We start from the raw sequence: 26831 nt of genomic DNA on the forward strand, positions 1-26831 counted from the left end.
GCGGCCTCAACACGGCAGGTGGCCGGCACGTCTGGGCTCTGGGCGATGCTTGCCAGCAAGCGTATCGCCGCGGCGCTGGGGTGTCGCCGGCATGCCTTGATTCGGGCTTTCGCCAAAATCGCTGTGCCCTCGCGGCGGGCTAGCGCGCGGGCGTTGCGCGCCTCCGCCCTGGCCTCGCTCGCGACCCAGGCGGCATACTCCCTCCTACGGCGCCGACGCTGCACCTGGCGCATGCAGGCGACCAAGGTGGTGAGCTTCGCAGTGTGCGAGCGGCACCGCTTGCCTTCTCTGAGCTCGCTGATCTTCGGCATCGCTCGTTTTCTCGATCGCACCGAACCCTGAGGCGCTTCGCTGAACGTAGACCAATTCGGCACCGAAGCCGATTCGTTGGCGCGGAGGGCCGAAATCACGCGCGCAGGTGCGCAACTTTGATGCCGGCCTGAGCCTCACCCCCGGGGTCGGGGGTGCTTCGGTGAAGTAGTGGCCATTTTCGGCAGCTCAAAGCCGCAGAACGCCGGCCGGCACTCACCGTCTCGCCATGCACCACCAGCACGTGGGAGAGAAAAAGCGCAACAGCATCCGCTGGCGCGCAGGGTCGTTAGAAGGCTTAGGACGACGTTCTAGGTACGTCCGGGTGTATCAGCCATGCCGCCCACGCGGCGCCTATTGGCCGCTCAACAGTCCGTCGCCGACAGTCGGGCCGCCGCAGCCACCAGTCACGTCACGACACGATATCAGCTTTTGTAACCTTTCAATATGTGCATATAGAGGTGTTACGCAGCTTGGACATGCTCAACGTGAACGGCACCCCTCGTCCCCTGGTCGCCTACCTCCGGGTCTCCACCAACCGCCAAGGCCGCAGCGGGCTGGGCCTGGAGGCCCAGCGCGCCACAATCACGAGCTTCGCCGCAGCAAACGGGTTCACGCTGTTGGCGGAGCATGTGGAGGTCGAGACGGGCAAGGGCATCGACGCGCTCGATCGCCGCCCGGAATTGGCTGCGGCGCTCGCAGCGGCCCGCAAGCTTCGGTGCTCCGTCGTTGTGGCAAAGCTCGATCGTTTATCTCGCGATGTGGCGTTCATCGCGGGCCTCATGGCGCAGCGGGTACCCTTTCTGGTCGCTGAGCTTGGTGAGGGCGTCGATCCCTTCGTGCTGCATCTCTACGCCGCGCTCGCCGAAAAAGAGCGAGCGATGATCGCGACGCGCACCAAGTCCGCGCTTGCAGCGAAAAAGGCGCAGGGGGCGAGGCTCGGTAACCGCACCAACCTCGCCGAAGCTCAGAAACTCGGGAGCGAGGTTCGCACCCGCGCGGCTAACGATTTCGCCACAAACGTCCTGCCAGTCATTCGTGAGTTGCAGGCGAAAGGCACAGGTTCACTTCGCGCCCTTGCCCTTGCGTTGAATGCGCGCGGTTTCGAGACACCACGCGGCAGTACCTGGACGGCGATGCAGATTAAGCGTGTGCTCGACAGGGCCGGGCAAGGGTAGGGACGTGGCTCAAAATTGCCAACCTATTGCTCTGGCTTGGCAATTAGCGGAGGACAGGGGCGACGACTCAACTCAGGCATCCATGTGCGCGCACGTGACGAGTGCGGCACCTTCTGTATGGGATGAGGGTGCCACCTTCCGTGCGCCGAAAAATACATTCGCCAATAAGAACAGGTACTTAGGATCGCTCGACCCACGTCCCTACCCTTGCCCCTGTCCACGTCCCCATGCTTGTCCAAGCCACGCCTCTTATTGAGAGAGTGCCCCGAAAAGCCAGGGCTTCCATGCCCTGATTATTGGTGATGACCGGCTGCAAGTCTCATTACAAGCCACGACATGGAGCATACTCACCGCGGGGCGAAACTTTTGCTTTTCGTGGGACCGCTGAACAGTTCGATCGGATGATCCTGCCCAAGTGGCTTAGCCTGCCGGTCACGCTGGAGCGCATCCAGCACGTCGTCCCGGTCTGCACCAGCCAAGTCTGCCAATTTATCAGCGGCCGAGCGAAAGGCATAAATCACTGGAAGCCGGATGCTGCCTGTCTTGAACGCGGCGATCTTGCTGGCATCACGGGCGAGGCGCTTTAATGCGGCCTGCGCCTGCCCCCCGCTCGCGTGAAAGTCGTAGTCCCGTCTGTCATCTACGGCACCGTTCGTGTTTCGGTGCTCATTCTTCGCCATTGCCGTCATAAGCTCGGCCACCTCGGCAAGATCGAAAATCCACCGGCCAGCATAGGACAGACCGATCAGAGCAGCCCGTAAGTGGCGTTCCCATGGATTTGCCATAGCGGCAATCTGAGCTTCCTGCTTCTCGAGAGAAACAGGCGGTGGGGCCGCGACATTGTAGCCCGCGATGTCCCGGCTGAGCAGGTACCGCCAGAAAGCCGCCAACCGCTCGGGGTCAGTCGTGACCGCGACCAAATCCTCATAGAAATTGGGGGTCGGCTTCATATCGGCCGTGATCCCGCATGAGACGTAGAAAATGCGCCGATCTTGCTCCTCGATCCGTAGGCCGTCCCGATAATTCGACGTGGTGACGACGCGGGCGAAGTTATGAACTGGCCGGCTGTCTTTGCCTTTTTCCTCAATGAGTAGAAAATCACCATCCGGACCCGGGTCGACAAGCTGTTTAAGGCTCGATGTGATCGCCGCCATGTTGGCTTTTGTCGCCCCAGCGCCTTCCGGCAGTTCCTTGACACTGATGATGCGGCACCCTTCGACCTTCGCCAGCACGAAGCGCCGGGAGTTTTCATTGATGAGTTTCGTCCCGTCAACGCGGCTGGTGATCTCCGGCCCATTCCCGTCAAACATGGAAATAAGCATTTCCGTGTAGATGGATTTCCCGACCCCCTGTTCTCCGACGAGATACAGCATATTTCCAGGCCGCCTGCCCGTCTGAGCCATGTACGCAAGCGTGTCGAGTTCATAGGATGCCAGCTTGCCAAACACGCGGCTCACGAAATCCAGCAAGATCCTGAGATCATTCTCCGCTTGTCCAGCGTCCTTCGCAGGCCGTTTTGCGAACACCTGGACAGGGGAAAGATGGCGCATGTTGACCTCACGCAGCACAGTGCCATCGAAGTTGTCTTGCGCGACCATTTCGCCGCGTGGGTAGTTCGGGTGCCGTGTCTCGCCTATGTAGAAGTTTTCCGGATGTGCCTGCTCAAGGTCCCGTACAAAATTCCAGAAACCTATTTTGCCGCTCGACCATCGCGGACACTTTTGAATTTCTTGCAGCAGCCCTATACCGCGATCCATGGTCTCGTAGTGCCACCAATCCAGGGCACGCCATTCACGCGAAACGTCGCGTCGTGAACGTATCCGCAACTCCCTGTTATTCGTGCGCATGTTGACATGCCCAAACAAGAAGCGGGCTGCCACCTTATGCAGGAGCAAGGTCTCCGCAGTCCGCTGTTCCGATTTCCGATTTGTGATTTCGACCGCTGCGGTGCCAGCATCGTCCGGGAAGGCAGACCGTGCGCTCACGAAAATGCCACGCTGCCGAAACTCGAAATCCAGCGCGTGCCGGTCCACTCGCACCCCAGGGGCGAGCGATTTCCACGCCTTCTCGAAATAGTCGGGCGGGCACCAAACCGGGTCCTCACAAGCCCAAGCTTCGACCTGATTGGCGCTGGTTTCAGCCTCTCGGCCGAGCGCGGCGCGGATCGCGGCGAGAATCGCCACGAAATCATCCCGGGCGGGAAAATTTCGCTCATCGTTCGGTAGAGCTTGCAGGCCATCGAAAACATCCCGAACCGGCATTATCGGATTGTCCCGGGAGTAATCGCGTTCTTCTCGTGGTACCCTGCCACCCGTGCTCGCGATCAAGGTGCCGCCCGCCTTGATAAGCTCGGACTCGAACATTTCAATAAAGCGGCAAATATCTGCATTCTCAACACGGTGCCACTTCCCGCTTTGTGCAATGTCAGCAAGGTCCCAATCCTTCGCCCACTCATATTTGTCGCCGCTCGGATGGGTGCCGGTGATGACGTACTGGTTCCCAGCACCGATAATATCGAGCTTGTGAATGGGTAGGTGATCCTCTTCGCCTTTGAGTCGGTAGTGAATGTGCCGGGTGCGGACGATGCGGCTCTTGTCAGCTCCGATTTCGGCATGCCTGAATGAGTAGAGGCGGCGCGGGCCATTCCCACGGACGCGTTCGGCAATCCCCGCCCCATCCCCGAAGGCAGCGACTATGAGCCGATCCACAAAGCGACGGGCGTCGGCTGTCTCCGCGTCACTATCGATGGCAGGGGCATAACGGCCGAGCAGTCCAACGTTCGAGGTGGGAAATGATGCAAATTCCTCAACGTCGGCGCGGTCCCTCACTCCGACCCGGGTAAAATTGCCCTTGAGCCCGCACCAGAGTCCACGGCTCTTGTCGAAGCGCCCCGGTGCCTTGCCGAGACTCTTCTCGCCCAAGCCAGCCTGTTCGGCGAGCCTTGCCCCTGGCGGCGCAACAGGAATAAGTGCACGGGCCGGGATACCGGCATCGAGGAAACGGCGGCACGCATCGCCGAAGGTTAGTGTTGATTCCGTATGAAAGTTCATTATTCTACTCGCACCAAAGATCAACAAATTTAGACAGGGGCAGAATTGCAGTTCCGGCCCCGCCTCATTCCCAATTGTCGTCGTTGTTGCGCTTGCCGCCCATTAGCCGGTCTGGCCAGTCGTCTGAATATCCGAGGGATGGTAGGCGGCAGTCCCAACTATCGAGCCAGACCGCTGTGGTATACTTCACCGCCTCTTCAATTCGGGCGATGGACCATTTCTTCTTGCGCCCATGCTCGCGGATTAGCGCGCCAGCGCGTTGACCTCGCGCCGCAACCATCGCCTCTGTGATCTCGGGGCGGAGCACGTTTCCGCTAGTCCATCCATCTCCTTGGACTGGCGGAACGAGGTACAGGTCGGCATAGGCCCAACCGAAGACAGCATGAACCTGCCTCAGCAATTGCAGATCGGTAAGCGGATCGCCGAGCCAGACTAGTCCCTTTGCGGCGCTGCCGGCCTCTGTGGCAGATCTGGACGGATGGGTGGAAGAGAGTGACATTGTTAAACCTCCCCTGTGCGGCCGGAGTTGAACTCGATCAGCGTGCCAAGCCGCCACCCGAGCTTGCGGGCACTCAGCTTGACTGGCTTTGGCACCTTTCCGGCTCTGTAGAGCCGGCGCCAATGAGGGAGGCTGATGTTGCAGAACGCAGCAGCTTCGGCCGCGCCGACTATCCGGTTGAGCGCGATCTGTGAGGCCGTGTCAGACGGCAGGTTATCGAGATAGGTGACGTGCATCACATCGGCTCCTTTAGCCCCGAACCGCTCGGGGCTTCCGGGAGCAACCGACATCAGGAAGGCTCGTCGTGTCTCGGGCGCAACTAGGTTGCGCCCGGGTGCAACCTAGAGCGCGGTTCGTCCGATCAGAAGCTGCACTGAGGGGTTGAGCGTTGATGGATCAAGGAGGAGGCCGATGCCGACAACCTTGTCCGTTGATCTGCATCAGCGCATGGCGTGCGCAGTGGCAGCCGGAGCGACCTGCCGAGAAGCAGCCGAGCGCTTCAAAGTGAGCCGGGCCAGTGCCAGCCGCTGGTCGCAGCAGAAGCAGCGCGTGAAGCACGTCGCGCCCAAGTCTCTGGGTGGCGACCAGCGCTCCCGCCACATCGCGGCGCACGCCGAGTTCATCCGGCAGACCTACGAGGCTCGCCCGCAGAACTTCCTGCGCGAGTTGCGCGATGCCCTGCAGGAGCCCGGCTGTTGCACCTCCCGCCGTACTCGCCTGAGTTCAATCCGATCGAGCGTGCATTCGCGAAGCTGAAGGCGCTGCTACGCAGCGCCGCGGCCTCATGGTGAGTGGCCACTGGGAAGCGATCCACAAAGCCTTCGCGCACTTCTCGCCTGAAGAATGCCGCAAATACTTCGCGGCCTCTGGCTATAGTTTTGAAATCTGACACTTGGTACCCGTATCGAAAGGCCGCTATAGGTGGAAGGCCGAGGCTGCCTCGCCGCCCAGGAGCGGAGTTCTGCTTTATGCCCATCTACGCCGCCCCTGACCTACAATGCCGCGCCCGAAAGCGGTCGTTCTTTGTCTATTCGCGCCGGATGCAAAGGGGGATCTGAAATGCCGTTATCGGTAAGCTAGGTGAATGACCAAACGGATCGGAGACAGGAAGCTTGCCACCATCGAGACGCGCTAGGCAGCAGGAGACTCCCGTTAGCTGGCAAGCCCGCTGTTGGGCAGAAAAGTTTAAGCGCTGATCCTTAGAAGGGGGCGAGCCAACTTGCCCCAAGGGGGAAAATCTTGCTCGAATCTGAACTTGGCGAGCCTGCCATCGGCTGGTTCATGTTGTCGGAGGCTGATCGGTCGGCCGCAAATAAATTCCTCGCAGAGATAATCTCTGATGGCACTCGGGACGAGCTTGGTTTCGCACCCATCCACTTCGCATTCGCCGACCGCTTCTTTCCCGGAACCTCGGTCCAGCACGCCCAGCTCAGATACGTCTTCTTTGTCGCATGGACCTACCAGGAGCTCCTGCAGTCGACGCCGGGAGAGCGGTTCCCGCGCGATCGGCTGCGAGAAGTCGAGGAGCGCTACTCGCGCAGGCTGATGAAGTCTGTCGAGCAGCTCTCGAATTCCGGCATCTCGGGCTGGATGAAGTACCGAGCCGAAGAACGACCGGTCGTCCGCGCGAGCACGATCTACTGGACTGCGCTTAGGTCGTGGCGGATGGCGAACACACTCGGCGGTTCGACAGAGCCACCAACCGAGGTGCAGCTTCAGAGCATGTGGCCCAGATTGCAAACCCAGGTGGACAGTGAGGAACGCCAGACATCCGTGGCAGCGCTCTTTGACGATCTCCCTCCTCCGCCACCAGGATGGCGCAACAAGACGGGTCAGCTTGAGTTCGCGCTTCGGACTACCGAGGCGGAATATCTGCGGCTTCGCTGGAAGGCAGCGGGTGGCGGTGTTGAACCGCCGCTGCTCAGCAAACTCACCGAGGAGGGCGTGACCGCCAATTCCCTGTGGGCGCCGGAGGTCCGCGCCGTCGCGAATCAATCAGAGCGCGACGCGCTTGTCCTCGCCGAGCAGGCCGCCTCGCTCGCGTGCATCGCGCGCGCGATCCACTCCGCGCTTATAGAGATCAAGCGGAACGACGAGCGCGGCTTGGCCGACAGTCGCCATCAGAGCGCACTGCCTGAACTTATCGACGAACATAGAGACGCGGCGCTCCGGTTGGACGTCGATGCTCTCAAACGCGCAACAGCGATCGACCGGCGTCTCGTCTGCTTCATCGGAGCCGTCCTGGAATGGCTCCGTGAACGACAGCCACTCGATGCCATCAGCAAGGTGATGGGCACGCGTGAGCACGAGCTGAAGGGCGGGCGAGCATACTTAGTCAGCGAGAAGCGGCGTGTAGATTGGCGCAAGTCGATCGCAGTCCCGCTCGACTACCGATGGCCGACAGTTCGCACCATGATTAATCGCGTCCTGGAGGCGGCATGAGCTTCCGCAGCGACGACCGCATTTCGATCTTCGGTATGCTGCGCCCCGGCCCAGGCCAGACTGTCACCAGGGCGGTCGTCGCCACGTATTCGCTGGATTTGGTGGCACTCCTGGGCTTTGTGTTGGCGCTCGGCGGCGACGCCGACATGGAATTCGAAACGTCTCCGCTCGGCTTGGTGCGGGCCTTCGATGCTATGCGCGGAAGGCTGATCGTCCTGCATCAGCTCGGCCGCGTGGTCGCACCCAGCGCCCACCGCTCGATCCTGCCGCTCCTGGACACAATGGTCCGCGCCATCCCCGCTGATGAGCGCTCGGAGAGCTGGCACCCAAAGGTAGCGCTGATCCGCTACATTCGCGGCGGAGAGGTGGAATGGCGCTTCTGGATGGGCAGCCGCAATCTGACCGGGTCGACCGACCTAGACGCTGGGATCCTGCTCGTTTCGACGAAGCTAAAATCGAGCAAGACCATTCCAGAAATCGCCAAGCTGGCAGGAGACCTCCTCGAAGAGGCGGAGCTAACCTTATCCGAACTCTCCGAACTGAAAAACGCCAGATGGAGGTCGCCCGCAGGCGTCGCGGTAAAGGATCTCCGGTGGCGGCGGCCTGGCGAAACCCGACGTTTCCTTTCGGATCCACTGATAGTCCGCGCAGACCGTGCCTGCGCCGTCAGTCCTTTTATTGATCGTCGTGGTCTGAACGAAGTGCTTGGCGCGGGGTCTGCAAACGTGACACTCCTGACCACGGAGACGGCCGGCATCGCGTGCGCGCCGCTTAAGGGTATCGACTTCCGCTCCCACACGCCACCGGATCCCGTAGCACAGGTGTCGGTCGAGCAGCAGCAGGAGGGTAGCAAAGGAGAATTCGTCGAGCCGCCCTCCACGGGTGTCCATGCGAAGCTCGTCGCGATCGCGAAGGGGGCCCGAACCGTCCTCATGCTCGGAAGCGCCAACCTCACGAAGCGAGGCCTCGTCGGCCCCAACGCAGAGGCCGTCGCGATCTTGGACGTCACTGATGCCGCACTCAGCAAGTCGCTCTTCGACTTCGCGGAAGGTGGTCTCGAGCTCGGTACCGCGCGGTCCGAGGAAGAGCTAGTCGAAATGAAGAAGGCAGAGCGGCAGCTAGACGGTCTGATCAGCATATTCCTGAAGCTGCCGCTGCGAGTCTCTTACGACGAAAACGGCCTGTCCCTCACCATCGCCGCCGATGCCGACGACGTCATCCTGCGGCTCGCTTCCTTTGCGACGTCGCCGTTTTCCGATTGGGATGCCTGGAGTCCCATTCCCCAAGGCGCGAAGTCCGTTCGCCTCCGATCTAGCCCGGTTCCACTGAGCGAGCAGACGACCCTTTTGAACTTCCGCGCAACCAGTCTGGCCGACCCTGCCATCCAGCGCACGTGGGTGCAGACGGTCCCGACCGACACCTTCGACGATGAGAGCCGCGACCGCGCGCTGCTAGCTCGCTACGTTGGGGCGAGCCGCTTCCGGGACTGGTTAAGATCACTGCTCGACGGTGTGGATGGGACGGCAGGCCAACGCTGGACTGATCCCGCGCGCCTCCGAATTTGCGTGGATGCGTCAGGACGCCTCGCAGAGTTGTTCACCCTCGAAACGATGCTGGCTGCTTGGGCACGGGACCCCGCCGCCTTCGAAGCGCGGGTCTCCGGGATGACGGAAATGCTGGAATCGTTTGCGGAGGCGTTCGCCACCATTCCGGATGATGGCGAGCGAGAGGCCGCCTTAACAGACTTGGCGGAAGTCAGACCGTTCCTGGAAGCCCTGAAAGATGCAATCGGGGACCTGCGGTGAGCGCGCTCGCGACCTTTCAACGCTGCACCGTTGAAATGGCGCTCCGTCGCCTCAGCGGCCCAGCGCCGCGCCGCTTCCTCGTCGCTGACGAGGTCGGCCTGGGGAAGACCGTTATCGCCCGCGCCGTGGCGGAGGAGATCCGGAAGACTCGCCGGCACCTCAACGTCATGTATCTGTGCCCCAGCCTAGAGATCGTGGGGCAGAACCGTCTCAAGTTCGTGTCGCTCACGGGCATCGATGAAAAGGACTACGATGCCGGCGAGGACCGGTTGACGCTGGTGCCCGGAAGGCCGCCTCAGGAGGGCTCGGGCTTCCGGATTTTCACCTTCACGCCGGAGACCAGTCTACCGGGATGGAAGCCCGGACCTCGCACCGGGCGCAAGGCTGAGCGGGCGCTTATTCGAAAGGCGCTTGATTTTTATCCGGCGGTCTGGGAAGTCGTTCATAGGTTAGACCAGGAACGTGGCGACTATCCGCTCCTGAAGGATAAGGCGGCCAGTCTCGAAGGTTTCTCACGTGCAGGCATCGATCGCGCCGTACGCGACGTGTTTGGCTGCGAGGACGGTCGACTTCAGATGTGCATCGTCGCGTGGCTCAAAAGGAAGGACGTGGACCTTCCCGAATTCGTCGGACGCTTCCGTGCAGCACTCGCTCTCGCGGCTCTGCGCTCGAAGATCGTGCGGCCCGACCTCGTGATTCTCGACGAATTCCACCGCTACGCGGACTTGATTCTTCCAAAGCGCGAGAATTCAAAGGACATCCTCAAACTCGAGCGCGCTCGCATCCACCAGTTGCTGACTGATGCGCTACTCGGTGGGGAGCAGCCGCCAGCGGTGCTGCTCCTGTCGGCGACGCCCTATCGGCTCCGCCGTCTCAATGGGGAGGAAGTGCATCCCGTCGAGCACTACCGGGCGCTGGTCGATCTCGCGGGTTTTCTCGCGAATGATGCCGCCTGTGGCGCTCGCGTCGAAACCGCGATGCGCGACTATCACGAAGCGCTACGCACGCCCGGATCTTCGGGCATCGTCGAGAAGGCAGTGATCAATGCAAAGAGCCGTCTCGAAACGCTGCTCGGGCCCTACATGGCTCGCACCGAGCGCGCGCTCGTCCACAAGGAGGACCTGTTCTGCCGCGTGACGCCCACGGTCGAGGTAGAGGCCGCCGACCTCAAGCTCTTCCGACACTTCGCGACGAGCGCGGGACCCGAGTTCGCCGGCTGGGCACCGGCCATGTGGAGCTCAATCCCGTACCCGGCGCAGACACTCCATAGCTACAAGGTCTGGGAGCGCATATGCGCTGCCGAGCCCCCACCGTTCGAAGCGGGATCGGGAAGGGGGCGCCCTGCCCATCCGCAGCTTCGAGAACTGACAAGCATCGCCGGCGGATCGGATCAACTTCGCCTCCCTTGGCAGCCGCCCACCGTCCCGTGGTGGAAGCTCGAAGGCGCTTGGGCGACGGGCAAGGCAACGGCCGGAAAGACGCTGCTGTTCAGTAAGTGGCGCGGCGCACCGACCTCAATCTCGGCCCTGCTGTCGATTAATCTCATGGGCGGGATCAGGCCGTCTAAGAAGGGGAAACCGCAACCGTTCCTGCGCCCTGGCGGGAGCGACAGCGGAGCCCTCATTTCCATCTTCATGCAGTGGCCCAACCTGTCGCACGCCATCGAGCCGAAGAAGTCCGGCGTCATATCCCTAAGGGCTGTTAGACGCGCAGCCGAACAGCAGCTGAAGATATTCCTGATCGGCCGAGGGATCCGGCTCGACGGATCCGAGAAGCGGCCGACGTGGATTGTCGCGTGTGGCTTAGAGCGCCAGATCTCCAAGAAGTCGTTCAATCATATTGCAGCGATCGCGCTTCAAGCGCGCGGCGTGTCGAAGTCGCGACGGTGGGACACGATCGGAGCAACCTCGTCCATCTCACCGGACGAGTTGAAGGCGCTGGCCGAGCATCTGCTGGCTGCCCCTGGCGCGATCGTCGCCAGATGCGCGCGTCGTCATGCCGTCCCGCAGGATGATCGGCGAGAGATGCAGCGTGTGTTCAATTTCGCCTGGACGCGCCTCCGCGGCTATCTCGGCCACCGGGCCTTCGCCGAGCACATCCTCGATGCTTCGAGGCGAAGCCGGTATCCGGATGCGCTGTGTGAGGCCTTGCTGAAGGGCGGGTTCGAGGCCGTTCTGGACGAGCAGATGGGGCTTATTGGCCAGTTCGGCGACGCGCGCGGCATGGAAATCATCGAACAGCTCGCTAACTGCATCCTCGATCGACCGAGCCTCGTGCAGTTCCGCCGGGGGTCCAAGGGCAAGCTGAGGATCCCGGTTCAGGCGGTCACACCCTTCTCGGGCGGGGAGCAACGTGTATCAGGCAAGAAGAAGGGTGGCCGGCTGCGCAGCGACACGCTCCGACGCGCCTTCAATTCACCGTTCTGGCCACACGTGCTCTGCACGACTTCAGTCGGACAGGAGGGGCTCGACTTCCATCTCTGGTGCCGCCGCATTGTCCATTGGGACCTGCCAGGCGATCCAGTGGATTTCGAACAGCGGGAAGGCAGGATCGCGCGCTACGGAAGTCTCGCCGTCCGCCAGTCTCTGGCGCGCGCGCACGGCGAAATCGCCTTGGCCGAGGCCCAAACTTCGAGTCCGTTTATCGAGCTGCTCACTATAGCAAGAAAACAGCTTCCGGGTGCGACTGGGCTTGAGCGATGGTGGCTTCCCGACAATGGACGTCCAATCAGCATTAGCTTCGATTGGCGCTTCAGCCTGCGTTCCGCTCGGAAAGAGCAGATGCTCAAGGAGCTCCTCTACTACCGTCTTGCCCTAGGGCAGCCGGATCCGGATGCCTTCATGGATATGCTCAAGCGCGTGGGCGCAGAGCCCGAGAATGCTCGCGGACTGGCGATTGATCTGTCTGCGATAACGAGGACAGATCAACCGGCCTGAGCATCCCTGGATTCTCGGCCGCTTCGGTGGAGGCCAACTCGGGCTCGTCGTCTTCGCCGACACCTAGATTTACCAACGCCGGTGCGGCCGATATCTCCAGCGGCTCGACGTCGCGAAGCTTGCCCGTGAAGGCTTGAGTCCGCTTGCGATTCGAATTCCGACTGCAGCTCGATCCGAGCCCTCGGCCGCCTCTGAGTGCATGGCCGTCAGTTGCCCGGGCTGCGCCTCGCCGGCATCGCCAAGGTGCGCACTCATTGACGCGAAGCGCCCATTGAGTGCGTTTGTCTGCGAGCAGAAGGCGGTGCGCAGCCCGTCACGGGCGTTCTAGGCGAAATGTCGACCTTCCAGTTGCTACCGTCCGCTTCTCTTGCCGAGCAGCGGCCGATAGTCGTCCCACATCTGTTGCTCGATAGTTTCAAGGCAGAGCGGATCCAGCAATCCTTCAAAGCGCCATAGGAGAAGTTCGACCTGGGCGTCGACGCTGGTAGCCCAGAGGTTCAGACGCATCGAGAAGGTCCCTGCGCCACCACTAACACGGCCCACATGCTGTGAAATCCGCTCAGGTAGAGACATCGAGCTTCCAACATACAGCGCGTCGGGAGAAGATGGCCCGTTCCTGCGACTGTAGCTCCAAGCCTTATCGGAACCCGAGGAGGATCCTGGTCGGCTGTCGAAGGCACCGATAATTGCGACGTACCTCTTTGAGTCTGATAACCGGAAAACATAAACGGTTGACTGCCCCTTCTTCGCGAACCGGCTGACATCTGTGTGAAGCGCTTCCAGCAGCTCCACATTGGCCACATCCCGCAGATTGAACAGCAGAGTCGTTGCGGCTGCCGGCTTGACGCTCTGGACGAGATCAGCCTGTCTGCGCAGCCTCTGTGCTGCTCGAGTTACGACATCTGAGAAGTTTCTCATTGTAGGTATTTGAACCTATTCTCATGACTGGGAAAACGCCGCGGCGTTCCTACGGGAAATTTAGATAATTCCTGCAGAGATTGGATCGAATACTTGCAGCCACTTCTTCATAACGACGCGCAACCAACCGCAAGGGACCTTAATGGGTTTAAAAATCGCAGGTTTCTGCTACTGGACAAAAGGCCGACTGAATGACGACTAGCGTTCGGCGGTCGCCCGCCCGCTAGCCAACAGCCTTATAACGGCAAACGTAGGTCGGCTGCCCTACACCGACTTCCGCCATCCTCTGACCTCCAGCGAGGTATCTGAGGCAGACATAGTTCCAGCTCTACATCACGCAGGCTATCCTCACGTAGTGGTCGTCCCCAGAAGTCACGTCTGTGCGCCTCGCCGGCTTAACCTCGCAAGTTGGAGCCGCAGAGGCACAGGAACGCAATAAGCCCCTGGAGGAGGCCGGACCGCTGGACAGCAGGCTGGCGCCGCGGGAAACTTGGCCGCAAGCTTTACCGATTACATCGATGGACCGCCCGTACCTTCAACTCAACATCGAGCGACTCGAACGCACCTTCTCCGGCTCTCGCACTGACCAAGGCGTCCTTGAGGCGCTCGCCGGGGAGCTTGGGCACCGCAAGACGGAGCGCGCAGCTGTCCTAATGCGTCAGGTCACGCGAGCCCTCGAAGCCTTGCCTCCGCGCAACGCCGCCGGAAAATCGACTGGCCAGGACAGAGCGCGGCCGCGCGCAGTGTCGAATCCGCAACCTGGAGTAAGCAATCGAGCTTCCGTCACTGCCAAGCTGGATGTACTCTTGGTGCCGATGCCGGATAGGGGAGCCGGCCACGAGATCGTCAGGGCGATGCCCCGCGCCGCAGCACATGGTTCCGAGAAGTTGATGCCGGTGAACGAGGACGGCCCGCTGCACCAAGCATACGAGCGGCTTCGCGAGCGGCTGCTCGACATGACGCTCCGGAATCCGATGCTTAGCTACAAGCATCGGCCGACGTCCAAGCGCCAGTTGCAGATCGTCGACGAAGTCCCGGAGGAGGTGTTCCGGCACCTCACAGGCGAGGTTGGCGTCACCATCATACCGTTGCCGGAGCCGGATGATGTACCGCGTGACGAGAAGACCCCAGAGTTCGTCTCCTCCTTGACCTACGCCAAAGCCACGGATCCGGATTATCTCCAGATCCTGCGTGAGGCTGACGACGCCGAGCCTGATAAAGCGGAGGGCATCATCGCCAAGGGGGAGCGTTCGCTCCGCGATCGGCTCCGAGAAGAGCTCGGCATGCCGAAGGTGGATAGGCAGAAGGCTGTTGACCCGGTTCAGCACGCCCGCGCTCTGGGGATCAATCCATCCTTTGAATTGCCGCGAGAGGCGGCCGGCAAGCAGCATACCGACCGGCAACTACAGACTCTCAAGTTCCCCAAGCCACTAGACGCTGTCCTTGAGAAGCTTCGCAGCGATGCACGATTGGCTGAGCAGGAAACTGGACTATCCACCCTGTTTTTGGTTTTCGGTTTCCTTGAGTGGACCGAAAAGGAAGGCAGCGCCAAGCTTCTCGCGCCGCTGTTGCTGCTGCCCGTACACCTTGAAGCTACGCGGTCGGGCCTCGGCAAGATCACCTACGAGCTTACAGCGACTTCAACCGTACCCGAGGACAACCTCAGTCTCCGCAAGCGGATCGATAAGGACTTCGGCCTGCAGTTGCCGGACGTGTCGCCCGATGCCGAAGGCGGCTTCTCGGTCGAGGCGTATCTCGCGGAGGTGCAGGCGCGGATCGAACACATGAAGGGTTGGCGCATCCGCCGCCTGCTGACGGTTGGGCACTTCGTCTTCGGCCGGCTCGCGATGTACGCGGATCTGGACCACCAACAATGGGGAGCACCTCATCCTGTCCAGACCGCCCTCGTCGGCGCGATCATGCAGGGCGCAGAGGGCGGCGGTGACGGCGAAACACTCTTCGGTAGTCGCGAAGATCATCCAATCGATGATCCGATCATTGCGGCGAAGGCGCCTTACCTCATCCACGACGCGGACGCTTCACAGCACAGCGCCCTCGTTGACGCAATGGACGGCAAGAACCTCGTCATCCAGGGGCCTCCTGGTACGGGCAAGTCGCAGACGATCACCAACCTGATCGCCAACGCGTTGGCCGCCGGGAAAACCGTCCTGTTCTTGGCCGAGAAACAGGCGGCGCTGGAGGTGGTAAAGAGGCGCCTCGACGTGGCCGGTCTCGGAGAGTTCTGCCTTGAGCTCCACTCGGACAAAGCGTCTCCGAAAACGGTGATCGAGCATCTCAAAGACCGATTGGAGATCGGCATGGAGCGTAGCTCCAGCATCCACCGTGGGCCTAATTCTTCGCTCATCCAGGCGCGGGAAGAAGTATCGGGCTACGTAGCGGCCTTGCACCGGGAGGCGGAAGACGGTGCTAGGCCCTTCGAACTGATGTGGCAGGCAATCCGAGCGCGCGGGGAAGAGCCTGAATTTCTCAGGACCTTCGCCGGCATAGACCTGCCGCAGATTCACGCTGATAGGCTGCACGAGGCAGAGCGGGCGAGATTGGCTCTTGCGCTCTACGCAGACCTCGCCACGGCCTTCTCAATCGATCACGGTGCTCCCGAGTCCTCACCCTGGAATGCGCTAGCCCTCGGCCCGCAGGTCAGCCCGGGTATGGCGGCCAGCCTGACCGATGATCTGCACCGCTTAAGGACCTACGCCGACGAGGCGGTCACCTATCTTAACTCGGTTGCCGATCTCGGAGTGGTTGAGATGAAGGGAGTCGGGCGCCTTGCGGATGCGCTCGCGAACCTGACCGGCCCTATCCCCTCGCCTGCCCTGGTGAACGTCCTCCGCACTCAGAGTTCCGACGCCATCGCGGGGTATCTCGCCGAGCATGCGCACGAGCGGGATCGTGCTGCCGCTCGAAAAGATGCGCACCCGAGCGGCGACCTCACCAATGCACAGATGGCCGCTGTTGAGGCCTTGGTCGCAGTGCTGAAGCATGACGGGCGCTCGCCCCGGCGCATCCGCGAGGAATCTGCCCAATTGGTTGCGGAGGCCGAGCGTCGCATCTCAGAGGTGGAGAGCGGGATTGCCGAAGCGAAGAGCCAAATCGCCGAGGCTCAGAGCCAGGTCGCTGAAGCGGAGAGTTGGGTCGCCGAAGTAGAGAACCGGGCCGCCGTAGCGGAGACTCAAGTTGCTGAGGCCCAGAGTCAAGTCGCTGTAGCCAAGAGCCAAGTTGTTTCGGCTAAGCTCCAAGTTGCCGAGGCTGAGGGCTTGACGACGGCAGCACTCCGACACGCCGAGCCATTTCTACGGATGGTTGGGGTGCGAGCCGACGCGGCGATTCAGATGCGCGATGCCATCTTCGCTGCCGTACAGGAGATCACCCAACTCTCCGTCGACGAGCGCCCCTGGTTTGCCTTTCAACCGATGGACAACTTTCAGTCCGCTTACGATGCGTGGCGGACAGTCGTTGAGGCTGAGGAGTTCTGGCGATCCAGGTTCCCGGAATCTAAGGCCGCCTGGCCAGGCTCAGGGCAGCTTCGGGCCGTCGCTGGTCTGTTGCGGCAAGGGTTTGTAGCACGTCTCTTCGCTAGGCGGCGGCGTGAAGCAATAGCAGCGGCCGCATCGCATCTTGGCGTCCCCGACATCCCACCGGCAGAAGCAAAGACGCTAGATGATCTCGCGGCTCACGTGGAGATGCTCCGCTCATTTGCATTAAGCGAGGAGCACCGACCGGCGCTCGGTCGTCATTGGGCTGGTCTCACCTCACCGTTTGACGCGATCATCCGAGGGCAAGACCTGAAGCGCAACGCACTCGCTCGCATCCGCGTGTACGCTGGCGGCGCTGAAATCGCCAACTGCGTCGCCGTGATGAACGAGACCGACCTCGCGCGGGCGGCCGAGGCGGCGCCGGGTGTCGATAGGCTGCGCCAACTACCCAAAGAGCTTCTCGCGGACGCGTACAGCCGACTTGAACAACGTCAGGCCGATCTACAGCGCACGCAGGAGCAGGCCGAACGTATTGAGAGTGCCGCTAGAGATGTCGGCGAAACTCGCGATCAGCTCCATGCGGACCTCCGGCGCAAGAAGGAGCGAGCCGAAAGAATCCAGATCGTCGCCACTGATCCTAGTGGGACACTCGGTCAGCTTCAGGCTGACCTACGGCACAAGCGGGAGAGGGCCGAGCGGCTTGCTGCCGCCGATCCTGGCGGTACGCTCGCTGCGCGAGATGAACCTCTTTCAGAACTTGTGCAGGCCGTGCAGATCGAGCGCGAGTGGCGGGCTGCCCGCGCTCAGCTGGAGCGTAATTCCCTGCACACAGATCTCGCGAGCATTGCAGCGGACGAGCTCGCCCCAAGGATGCGTACCGCCGCCGATTGGCTCCACGCCGTTATGCGGTCGAGTGATCTTGCGCCTATCCGCGAACTGCTGCTCGGTGAAAAGGCGGAGACTGTGCTCGCAACGCTGCGGGATGCGGTCATGCGAGGCGCAGCAGTGATCGAGCGTCTCGATCGAGCCCGGACTTCCCTCAACGAGGAGTACGGGCTGAACGTCTTCATCGGGGCTGAGCCGGCAGATCTACGGCAGCGGCTCGACGATCTGCTCACGCGTGCCACTGAACTAACCGCATTTATAGGCCTCCAGCGGCAGCGCCGGGAGATCGCTTCGCTCGGCCTCGAACCATTCCTGGAGCGCGCCCATTCGACCGCATCGTCACATGAGCGGTTACCCGACATCTTCAAACACCTGCTCTCTCAGCGGCGCGCCGAGTGGCTGCGCCGTCGGGATCCGGCGCTCTCGCAGGCGGCAGGAAGTCAGATCGATGCACGACGGCGTGCCTTCGCGGATGCCGACCGCCGCAAGATTGAGTTCGACCGGGCGACGATCCGTACAAAACTCCTCGCCCGTCGGCCACTATCGGGTAATGGCTACGGTCCGCGAGTGACCTGGACGGAGGGTGCACTTCTCAAGAACGAGATGAACAAGCAGAAGCGCTTCGTTCCAGTGCGTGACCTGATGCGGCGAGCGTCCACCAGTCTGCAGGAACTCACGCCCTGTTTCATGATGTCCCCGCTGTCGCTGGCAAAGTTCCTCCCCCGCGGCCAAGTCCACTTTGATCTACTCATCATCGATGAGGCTTCGCAGATGCGCCCCGAGGACGCGCTAGGAGCCTTGTTGCGTGTCGATCAGATCATCGTAGTCGGCGACCAGAAGCAGCTACCACCATCTCAGTTCTTCAATCGATCGGGAGGAGCCGAGGCCATAGTTTCAGATGACGAAATGGTCGAGGATTTGGACGACGAATCGATTCTGGAGTCCTGCGCCAAGACGTTCCGGGAAACCCGCTTGCTGAAGTGGCATTACCGTAGCCGCTGCGAGAGCCTTATCGCCTTCTCGAACCGCGAGTTTTACGGCGACGACCTCATCACCTTCCCCTCGGCGCAGCCACGATCCTTCTCGATCGACTTCGTGCGGCTGCCGGGCCGCTATGAGTCGGGCCGCAACCCAATGGAGGCTCAGGCCGTCGCCGAGGAAAGCATCCTTTTCATGCGTCAGCACGCTGACGAGGCGTCACCTCCTTCCCTCGGAGTAGTTTCGGTCAACAGCGATCAGCGTGAGCTCATCGAGGAGGAGCTCCGGCGGCTAGCGTCCGAGGATGAGCTGGTGCTGCGCTACCAGGAGAAGGTCGCCGAGCGCGGGGAGCCCTTCTTCGTCAAGAACCTAGAAAACGTGCAGGGCGATGAGCGAGACTACATTTTCATCTCGATGACCTACGGGCCGTCTGTCCCGGGCGGAGTCGTCGCGCAGCGGTTTGGCCCCATCGCTGGCAAGCATGGCCACCGGCGCCTCAACGTCTTGTTCACCCGTGCCCGGCTCCGGATCGCGATGTTTGCCTCTTTCGGTTCGAAGGACGTGCGACCCACCGAGACGAGCGCCGAGGGCGTCCGCATTCTCAAGCGCTACTTCGAATATGCGGAGCGCCGAGGCTACGCCGATGTCGCCGACGATGCCCAGGCCGACAGCGATTTCGAGGTCGACGTAGCTCGGCGCCTGCGAGCCGCGAACCTGCAAGTCGATCACCAGGTTGGCGTCTCGGGGTTCCGCATCGACCTCGGCGTGAGACACCCGGATCATCCCGAGCAGTTCATTGCCGGTGTTGAATGTGACGGAGCCAGCTTCCACTCCAGCAAGAGCGCCCGTGACCGGGATCGCCTGCGGGAGGAGATTCTGACCGGTCTCGGCTGGAACGTCGTCCGGGTCTGGTCGACCGACTGGTTCGACAACCCGGACCTCCAGACCGCTAACCTACTGCGGCGCATCGAGGAACTTCGAACCAAGCCGCTCCCGGCCTCGCGGGGATACCGGCCGACGCTGGCGGTGCTAACGGAGAACGCTCGCGAATCTCTCTCCGACGAGGCGCCCCGGGAGACCATCGAGCCCGAGATCGAATCGGTGCCAGTTCATGCCCCCGCCTCCGTGCAGAAAATCGTTCTTGCAGAACCTACACCCGCGCCGGCGGATATCCTGGACGGGGACCGCCCCCTGACGGTCGAGGAACTCCGATCGGCCCTACGGTGCTTCAGAGAGACCATCATCGCGGGACATCCCGAAGCGTGGAAGCCGGAGCGCTCTATCCTACGGGAGAGCATGATCGAGACCCTCGTCGCCCAGCGCCTGGACGATCCGGCCGACTGGTTCGCGAAGGTCCCGAACTACCTGCGTGTCGGCACAGATCCAAACGAGAAGCGGCTTTACCTCGACCGGGTTTGTGACCTCGTGGCCCGACTGCGGGAGGAAGACACCGGCCCAGCTGGCCCTCCGCCGGGTGCTGGTGGCCGCCAACGTCGAATGGAGGCGATCGCCTGACGCTTATTGGGCCGGCCGGTCGCGGTTCTTTCGTCTGACCGGCCACGCAACCGCTCCTTCCGCTCTCCTTCACTTTGGCCAAGACGAGCGAGGGTCGTGGGCACAGGCGCACGACGCCCAGCAAACCAAATTACGAGTTTCGGTGCGCGGTCCGCACTGACTAACTGGGTCAACGCACGAGAAGTCTTTGCTTGCCATTCGATGCTAGTGGATCTGTCAAGGGCATAGACGTGTGACTTAGGCGTATTGAATTGCATCTGACTTTGCGCGCCTGATTTCACAGAAAATTCCTGGATGTGATCCGGAATCAACATGAATCTAAAAATTCATCCTAAAGTTGTATCCAGCTTGACCATATATGTCTGCCTGGGAAACGTCGGCCTCCTTGGGGGGCCAGATTCGCATGGTGGACCGCAGAACGATCATCGTTCGAGGCCGTTTCGCACAGTCCACGGAAAGGCTGGCGGCGGCACGTCGGGGTGAACAGGGCGTCGGAGTCCTGACCATCGAACAGATGGCTGCTCGGCTCGCCGGAGGGTTCAGCAGGCTCGTCGACGACGAAACCCTCAAGACCATCCTCCGGACGGTCCTGCCGCAGACCGGCCTCGGCGAGCTCGATCCAATCAAGGATCTGCCCGGCATGGTCGCAGCCGCTGCGGCGACGCTTCGCAAGGCTTGGCATGCCGGGGTTCCCCTTTCGCCATGCGGCGAGATCCATCAGCGTCTCGTCGCTCTCCGGAGCCTAGAGACCGCGGTCGTCGGCACTCTGCCCAATGGTTGCATGCGCCCTGGCGATCTGGCGGAATTGGCATCGACGAGGCTGAGACACGCATCGGCCGTGCTCGGTCCGGTGACAATCGTCGGCATCGCCGATCTGCCGCCCTGCTGGCGGGAACTCGTACGGGCCGTTGCGGCTCACGTGCCGGTGACCTGGGTGGCAGGTCCGTGTCGCGCACCCGATTGGGTCACCTCCGCCCCGATTCATATCGAGAGGTCGGCGGCGGCAAATCCCGTCGTCAGTGCCTTCAGCTCGGCGACGCCGAGGCACGAGGCCCTGGAAGCCCTGCGCTGGGCGAGACAGCTCATGGCCAGCGGCCGCGCCCGACCCGAAGAAATTGCGATCGTTGCCTGTCGAACGAGCGACTATGACGACGTGATCCTCGCGCTACGCTCCGAGGCGAACCTCGACATCCGTTTTGTGCATGGCGTCCCGGTCGCCTCCGTCCGCGAGGGCCAGACGGCGGCGGCCTTGGCGGACGTCCTCGTGCGCGGGCTGTCGCAGGATGGCGTCCGTCGATTGGCCGCGCTATGCCGCGGTGGGCCTGGCCTGCTCGGCGCGTTGCCACAAGGCTGGACCCGAATCCTGCCGAGGGCCGCGCCGCTGGCCGGTGCCCAAGCCTGGCAGCGCCTCTTCGCAGCAGTGAAGCCGGAAGAGGCGCCCGACGTCGCCGAACAGCTTCCGATCCTGCGGGAGGCGATCTCGCTGCTTGCCCGCGGCACAGAGGCGGCCGCAGAGGCGGGCGAACGTCTGCTCGGCGGCCTACCGCTGCACATCTGGCGCCGTGCGCTGATCGAAGGCTCGTCTGCATCGATTGATCTCACGATCGCGAACCTCCGCCTGGACGACGAGGGCGAGCAATGTGCCGGCGTCGTCTGGGCGCCCGCCGCCGCGATCGCCTCGTCGCCCCGGCCCTTCGTTCGGCTGCTCGGACTGAGCTCGCGCGGGTGGCCGCAGGCCATCATGGAGGACCGGCTCCTGCCGGACCATGTCGTGCCGCTTCATATTCTCGATCCGGCGCCGCGCCCGGTGGCGGACAGGGGCGACTTCGATGCGATACTCGCGACCAGCACCTCGGAAGTCGCCCTTTCGAGGCCCCGCCGCGGCCCCGACGGACGATTGCTGGGCGAGAGCCCGCTCATCCAGACCTATCGCGACCGCGAGATGTATCTCGGGCGAAACCGAATACCGCAGCACGCGGTCGGCCAAGTCGATCGACTGACGGCCCGACCCGACGAATTCAGGGCGATCGAGCAGTCCAAGTCCGCGGCATCATGCTGGACGGCCTGGGCGGAGTCCGAGGTTACCAAGCACGATGGGCGGATCCGTCCAAACCATCCCATCATTCTCGCCATCCTCGAACGAACTCATTCGGCGACCTCGCTTGAGAAGTTGCTCCGCGATCCGGCCGGATTCGTCTGGACGTACGGCCTGGGCATGCGGACGGTCGACTCAAGCGCCGAGCCGATCGTGCTCGATGCTTCGGCCTATGGCATGCTTCTCCATCAGGTCCTTGAGCACGCCGTCGAGGACATGGAAGCGTCGGACGGGTTCGCCGGTGCTGCTCCGGAGACAATCCGACATGCCGTGGCGGCCGCGGTCGCGAAGGTCGAGGCTGCCTGGCAGTCCGACCTGCCGGTGCCACCGGACGTCGTCTGGCAGCGGACGCTCGACGATGTGGCGGAGACCGCGTTTGCGGCCCTGACCCATCCGGAGAGCGTCTATGACGGCCAGCGCAGCTGGGTTGAAGTGCCTTTCGGCGGCCAGGTGCCGAAGAGCGCGTCGCGGGCGATGCCCTGGGACGGAGATACCGTCGTCACGATCCCTACGGCCAACTTCCGGATCGCAGGCTACATCGATCGTCTCGATCTCGCGGGCGACCGAAGCTGTGCCCGGGTTCGGGACTACAAGTCCAGAAAGGCCCCCGAAGAGACCATTTCTCTGGATGGTGGACGCGAACTGCAGCGCTGCCTCTACGGCTACGCGGCCCGCGCGCTACTGGGGACGGGCGTCTCGATCGACGCATCCCTGCTCTTCCCGCGGGATGGGGTCTGCCACACCCTTGAGAACGCCGATGGTGTGCTCGATGCACTCGGTGGCCACCTTGCGGCGGCCCGCGAAAGCCTTCGGCTCGGCCGCGCGTTCGCCGGGCCGGACGCAGAGGAGAAATGGAACGACCTTCTGTTCGCGTTGCCCGCGAACGCTCTCCGTATGTACGGGCCCCGCAAGCGTGCCCGCATCCGGGAGGAGCTCGCCGCCGCCGCCGACATCTGGGACGTCGTCTGATGACCACGCACGACAAGCTTCTTGCCGATGGCGCCAACCGGATCCTGGCGATCTCGGACAGCGAACGATCAATGCTCGTCGAGGCCGGCGCAGGTTCGGGAAAAACCGCCCTCATGGCCGGTCGCATCGCCATGATGCTCGCCTCTGGCATAGAGCCGCGATCGATCGCCGCCGTTACCTTCACGGAACTCGCGGCGAGCGAGCTCGCGACCCGCGTCGCCAACGTCGTGGTAGCCCTGATCGCTGGCGCGATCCCCGTCGAGCTCGCCGCGGTCCTGCCCGCCGGTCTTGGACCGGAGCAGCGGGAGCACCTGGGTTCGGCGGAAAGGCATCTCGACGAACTGACCTGCACGACCATCCACGGCTTCTGCCAGCGTTTGATCGCGCCGTACCCCGTCGAGGCCGACATCGATCCTGGTGCGGTCGTGATCGATCAGGCCGAAGCGGAACGCATCTTCGAAGATCTGGTCGATGCGTGGCTGAGAGAGAAGCTCTCCAGGACCGGCGGTTTGATCGCCGAAATGGTGCTCGTCGATCCTGCGGACACGCTCGAAACCGTTCGCCGGGTCGCCAGCTGCCTCCGTGAGAACCGTAGGGTCGGAACCAGGCCGGCGGAGCCGGTGGACCGCCTGGCAGAGGATTTCGTGAGGCAGGTTGCTGCCTTCGCGGAGTTCGTCGCTAGGGCTCCGGCGAGGGAGGAGGAAACCGCTGCGGCCGTGCAGGCCCTGCAGACGATGACCGCCATCCGCATGCCGACCCGCACGATGGATCCTCGGACTTTGGTAGCCTTTCTTGCCACCCCTGCGGAGCCGAGCCTCTGCAAGAAAGACGGAGGCTTCTACAAGTTCAAGGGCGGCAAGATAAAATGGGCGGCTGCAGCCAAGGCCGTTGGACTGTCCAAGGACGAAGCCAATAGACTGCAGCTTTCGGCCGCGACCCATTACGAGACTTGTTGCGACATCTGGGAACGCCTCAAGGCGAATGTCGCAAGCGAAGTCCTGGGCCACTTGGTCGTGGAGGTCCGGCCCGTCCTCGAGGACTTCCGCCTCCGGAAGCGTGCGGGCGGCCTTCTGGATTTCGGCGATCTGATCCACGCCGCAGCGCGTCTGCTCCGCGAGCACGACGACGTCCGCGCGGCCCTCGCAGGCCGGTACCGCTATGTCCTCGTCGACGAGTTCCAGGATACGGATCCTCTGCAGACCGAGATCTTCTGGCGTCTTTGCGGCGAAGCTCCGGACGGAGCGGCGGACGTCGCGTGGCACGGACGCATCCTCAGGCCCGGCGCGCTCTTTTTGGTCGGAGATCCGAAACAGGCCATCTACCGCTTCCGCGGCGCGGACGTGTCCGCCTATGTCCGGGCCCGAGCCGCCGTCGAGGCGGATGCGGACGCCCTGGTCGTTCCGGTCTCGACCAACTTCCGCTCCTGCCGCTCGATTCTCGCCTACGTCAACGACACTTTCGGCAACGTCCTCGACGGGCCGGGCCAGCCCGGTTTCTCCGCGCTGGATCCTTTCCACGAGGACCACGACAGAGGCCCTTGCGTGGCGGCGCTCGACGTCGTCGTCGAGCAGGCCGGTGCGAAGCCTACGTCGAACGAGGCGCGCGACGCCGAAGCGGAGGCCGTCGCGGACCTCTGCGCCCGACTGATCGGACAGGCGGTGACCACCTGCAAGATTGCCGGCACCCGCGTGGTGCAGCCCGGCGACATCGCGTTGCTCGCGCCGACTGGCAGCGATCTCTGGCGCTACGAGGAGGCGTTGGAGCGGCGGGGCATTCCCGTTGCCACGCAGGCCGGAAAGGGGTTCTTCAGGCGGCAGGAGGTGCAGGACCTCATCGCCATTACGAGAATCCTAGCCGATCCGCGCGACACGCTCGCTCTGGGAGCGTTCCTGCGTGGTCCGGTCGTCGGCCTCACCGACGAGGATCTCCTCGACATCGTGCACGCGGTTTCCGAAGGCCCGGAAGCTGCGGAGCAGCCGGTCGGGCTATCGCTGCATCTTGATACGGACCGTGTCGCGCATCCGGTCGCACGGGCGATCTTCGAGAAGCTGCAGAGCATTGCGAAATTGGCAGCCGGCACGACCCCTCACGACATCCTGAGCCGGGCGGTCGATGCCTTCATGCTTCGGCCGATCGTGCTCCACCGCCACGACGGCCATTCCGAGCGCGCGCTCGCGAACATCGATCTTTACCTGGAAATGGCGCGCCCCTACGCGGTCCGCGGCTTGCGAGCATTCGCGCGCGCGATGCAGGTGGCATGGGAAGGAGACACAAGGGCTGTGGAGGGCCGGCCCGATGCCCAGGAGGCTGCCGTCGGCCTATTCACGATGCACGCCTCCAAGGGACTCGAATGGCCAATCGTCATTCCGGTAAACACCCTGACGCAGGCGAAGTCGACGTCGGGCCTCGTCGTCGGCCGGACTGAGGAGTGCCTGTTCTGCCCTGTCTTCAGCGTCAGGCCGGCGGGCTACGAGGAAGCCCTTCAGAACGAGGATCAGGCGATCAAGCACGAACGCGTCCGGCTGTGGTACGTGGCGGCGACACGAGCGCGCGAGGTGCTGATCCTGCCGCGGCTTCCCGTCGCCGGGTCGAAGTCCTCCTGGTCGTCCGTCGTTAATCTTGAGTTGGACAAGCTTCCGCGGATCGATCTCGACAAGTTGCCGGCGGCTGCGAGGCCGCCGGTCCGAATCGCATCCAACGGGCAGACGCCCGAAATCTTCGCGGCGGAGGCCGCCGCCATCGTCGGCTTGCACCGCTCCCTCAGGTGTCTCGCACCGAGCCGCGACGGAGCAGCAGCCGTCTTCGCTCCCCCCGAGCCCGACGTGATTTCTGCGGAAGGCGAGGCGTCGCTGCCGGCTGTTCAGGGCAGCCGTACGCGAGGCGTAATCATCCACAAGCTGCTTGAGGAGTGCCTCACCGGTGAGACGGCGGGGGAGACGGATGCCGTGGTCAAGCGGGCGCTTGAGCTCATCGAGAGCCTGGGACTAGAACCGACGGCGGATCCGCTGTCGGGGCCATCTCCGACAGAGATCGGGACATGCGTCGTGAAGACCCTCGAACTGCCGGCGATCTCCGCGATCAGGTCGAGGCTCCGGCCGGAAATCCCCGTCTATGGATTCCAATCGATCGTCGACGAGGACGTCGCGACGTTCGGTGTGGTCGATGCCGTGGCGTTCGATGAGGCAGGAACGCCCGAGATCGTCGTAGACTGGAAGAGCGACGTCGCGGCCGACCCAGCCACGGTCGCCTCGTACAGGGGGCAACTCGGCCAGTATCTCGACATGACAGGCGCCGGCAAAGGTCTGCTCGTATTCGTGTCGTCCGGCGAGATCCTTCCGGTACACCGCGCGACGTGACCGCGGTAGTCGAGGTTCATAACGTGGTCGAACGATGCTCTGAGCACATGTTCCGCTCAGCGAGAATCAGCGGTTTGAGGTCCAGACGAGGTGTTCATGAGCATGCAGGATGAGCCATGAGAGATCCTCCATGGGCAGAACCGATTGCGCGCAAGAACCCGCTTCCTTACCCCCGATGAAGCTCGAGAAAGGTTTGGCGAGCTCCGAGAGACCTTAACGGATGGACTAATTCCGGTGAGCCGCTACCGGACTATTCACAAGCCTGGCGACCAGTGGACACCAGTGCTCAGCAAACTGAAGGAACTGACTGGGTACAAGTTCACGCAGCAGTGATGACGCGTCGCCCTACTCTCAATCGAAAGGAAGGCATTCTGTGATATCGCTGCTCATCGCGGCAGCTCG

At 62.6% G+C, this 26831-nt stretch carries 12 protein-coding genes and 1 pseudogene; 9 read left to right on the forward strand and 4 right to left on the reverse strand.

Going from position 1 to position 26831, the window contains the following annotated elements:
* The first annotated feature begins 45 nt into the window (after positions 1–45).
* Together J2X36_RS13360 and J2X36_RS13365 are read left to right on the forward strand one after the other, a co-directional pair.
* On the forward strand, positions 46–342 hold the full coding sequence (locus J2X36_RS13360; RefSeq protein WP_310350375.1) for a hypothetical protein: 297 nt from the start codon (positions 46–48) through the stop codon (positions 340–342).
* Between the two features lie 446 nt (positions 343–788).
* A complete protein-coding gene (locus tag J2X36_RS13365) occupies positions 789–1487 on the forward strand; it encodes a recombinase family protein (protein ID WP_310350377.1) in 699 nt (232 codons plus the stop codon).
* Positions 1488–1834: 347 nt separating this feature from the next.
* Here the strand turns inward: J2X36_RS13365 and J2X36_RS13370 are convergent, their stop codons facing one another.
* The 3 genes from J2X36_RS13370 to J2X36_RS13380 all read right to left on the reverse strand — a co-directional run bounded on the left by J2X36_RS13370 (position 1835) and on the right by J2X36_RS13380 (position 5272).
* A complete protein-coding gene (locus J2X36_RS13370) occupies positions 1835–4537 on the reverse strand; it encodes a DUF5906 domain-containing protein (protein ID WP_310350379.1) in 2703 nt (900 codons plus the stop codon).
* 64 nt (positions 4538–4601) lie between these two features.
* Positions 4602–5036, reverse strand: coding sequence for a hypothetical protein (locus J2X36_RS13375; RefSeq protein WP_310350382.1), 435 nt, complete (start codon positions 5034–5036; stop codon positions 4602–4604).
* Positions 5037–5038: 2 nt separating this feature from the next.
* Positions 5039–5272: a hypothetical protein gene (locus tag J2X36_RS13380; protein WP_310350385.1), complete on the reverse strand. Its 234-nt coding sequence runs from the start codon at positions 5270–5272 to the stop codon at positions 5039–5041.
* A 175-nt stretch (positions 5273–5447) separates the two neighbouring features.
* On the opposite strand from J2X36_RS13380, the pseudogene J2X36_RS13385 reads away from it, so the two are divergent.
* From J2X36_RS13385 to J2X36_RS13400, 4 genes and pseudogenes are all read left to right on the forward strand, one after another.
* A pseudogene (locus tag J2X36_RS13385) lies at positions 5448–5925 on the forward strand (transposase).
* A 350-nt stretch (positions 5926–6275) separates the two neighbouring features.
* Positions 6276–7478, forward strand: a complete 1203-nt coding sequence (locus J2X36_RS13390) for a DUF6361 family protein (RefSeq protein ID WP_310350387.1) — start codon at positions 6276–6278, stop codon at positions 7476–7478.
* Positions 7475–9283, forward strand: a complete 1809-nt coding sequence (locus J2X36_RS13395) for a hypothetical protein (RefSeq protein WP_310350389.1) — start codon at positions 7475–7477, stop codon at positions 9281–9283. The genes J2X36_RS13390 and J2X36_RS13395 overlap by 4 nt, the downstream gene beginning before the upstream one ends.
* Positions 9280–12219 (forward strand): helicase-related protein, encoded by a 2940-nt coding sequence (locus J2X36_RS13400; RefSeq protein WP_310350391.1) that lies wholly within the window; start codon positions 9280–9282, stop codon positions 12217–12219. Before J2X36_RS13395 ends, J2X36_RS13400 begins: the two co-directional genes overlap by 4 nt.
* 351 nt (positions 12220–12570) lie before the next feature.
* Here the strand turns inward: J2X36_RS13400 and J2X36_RS13405 are convergent, their stop codons facing one another.
* Complete coding sequence (locus J2X36_RS13405; protein WP_310350394.1) at positions 12571–13137, reverse strand: hypothetical protein; 567 nt, start codon at positions 13135–13137, stop codon at positions 12571–12573.
* 518 nt (positions 13138–13655) lie between these two features.
* Here J2X36_RS13405 and J2X36_RS13410 point away from each other — a divergent pair.
* From J2X36_RS13410 to J2X36_RS13420, 3 genes are all read left to right on the forward strand, one after another.
* Positions 13656–20009 carry a DUF4011 domain-containing protein gene (locus tag J2X36_RS13410; RefSeq protein ID WP_310350397.1) on the forward strand — a complete coding sequence of 2118 codons (6354 nt, stop codon included), beginning with the start codon at positions 13656–13658 and terminating at the stop codon, positions 20007–20009.
* Positions 20010–20412: 403 nt separating this feature from the next.
* Complete coding sequence (locus J2X36_RS13415; RefSeq protein ID WP_310350399.1) at positions 20413–23073, forward strand: PD-(D/E)XK nuclease family protein; 2661 nt, start codon at positions 20413–20415, stop codon at positions 23071–23073.
* Positions 23073–26429, forward strand: coding sequence for a UvrD-helicase domain-containing protein (locus tag J2X36_RS13420; RefSeq protein ID WP_310350401.1), 3357 nt, complete (start codon positions 23073–23075; stop codon positions 26427–26429). The genes J2X36_RS13415 and J2X36_RS13420 overlap by 1 nt, the downstream gene beginning before the upstream one ends.
* The last annotated feature ends 402 nt before the right edge of the window (positions 26430–26831 follow it).

The organism is Methylobacterium sp. BE186 (assembly GCF_031457035.1).
GTDB lineage: Bacteria > Pseudomonadota > Alphaproteobacteria > Rhizobiales > Beijerinckiaceae > Methylobacterium > Methylobacterium segetis.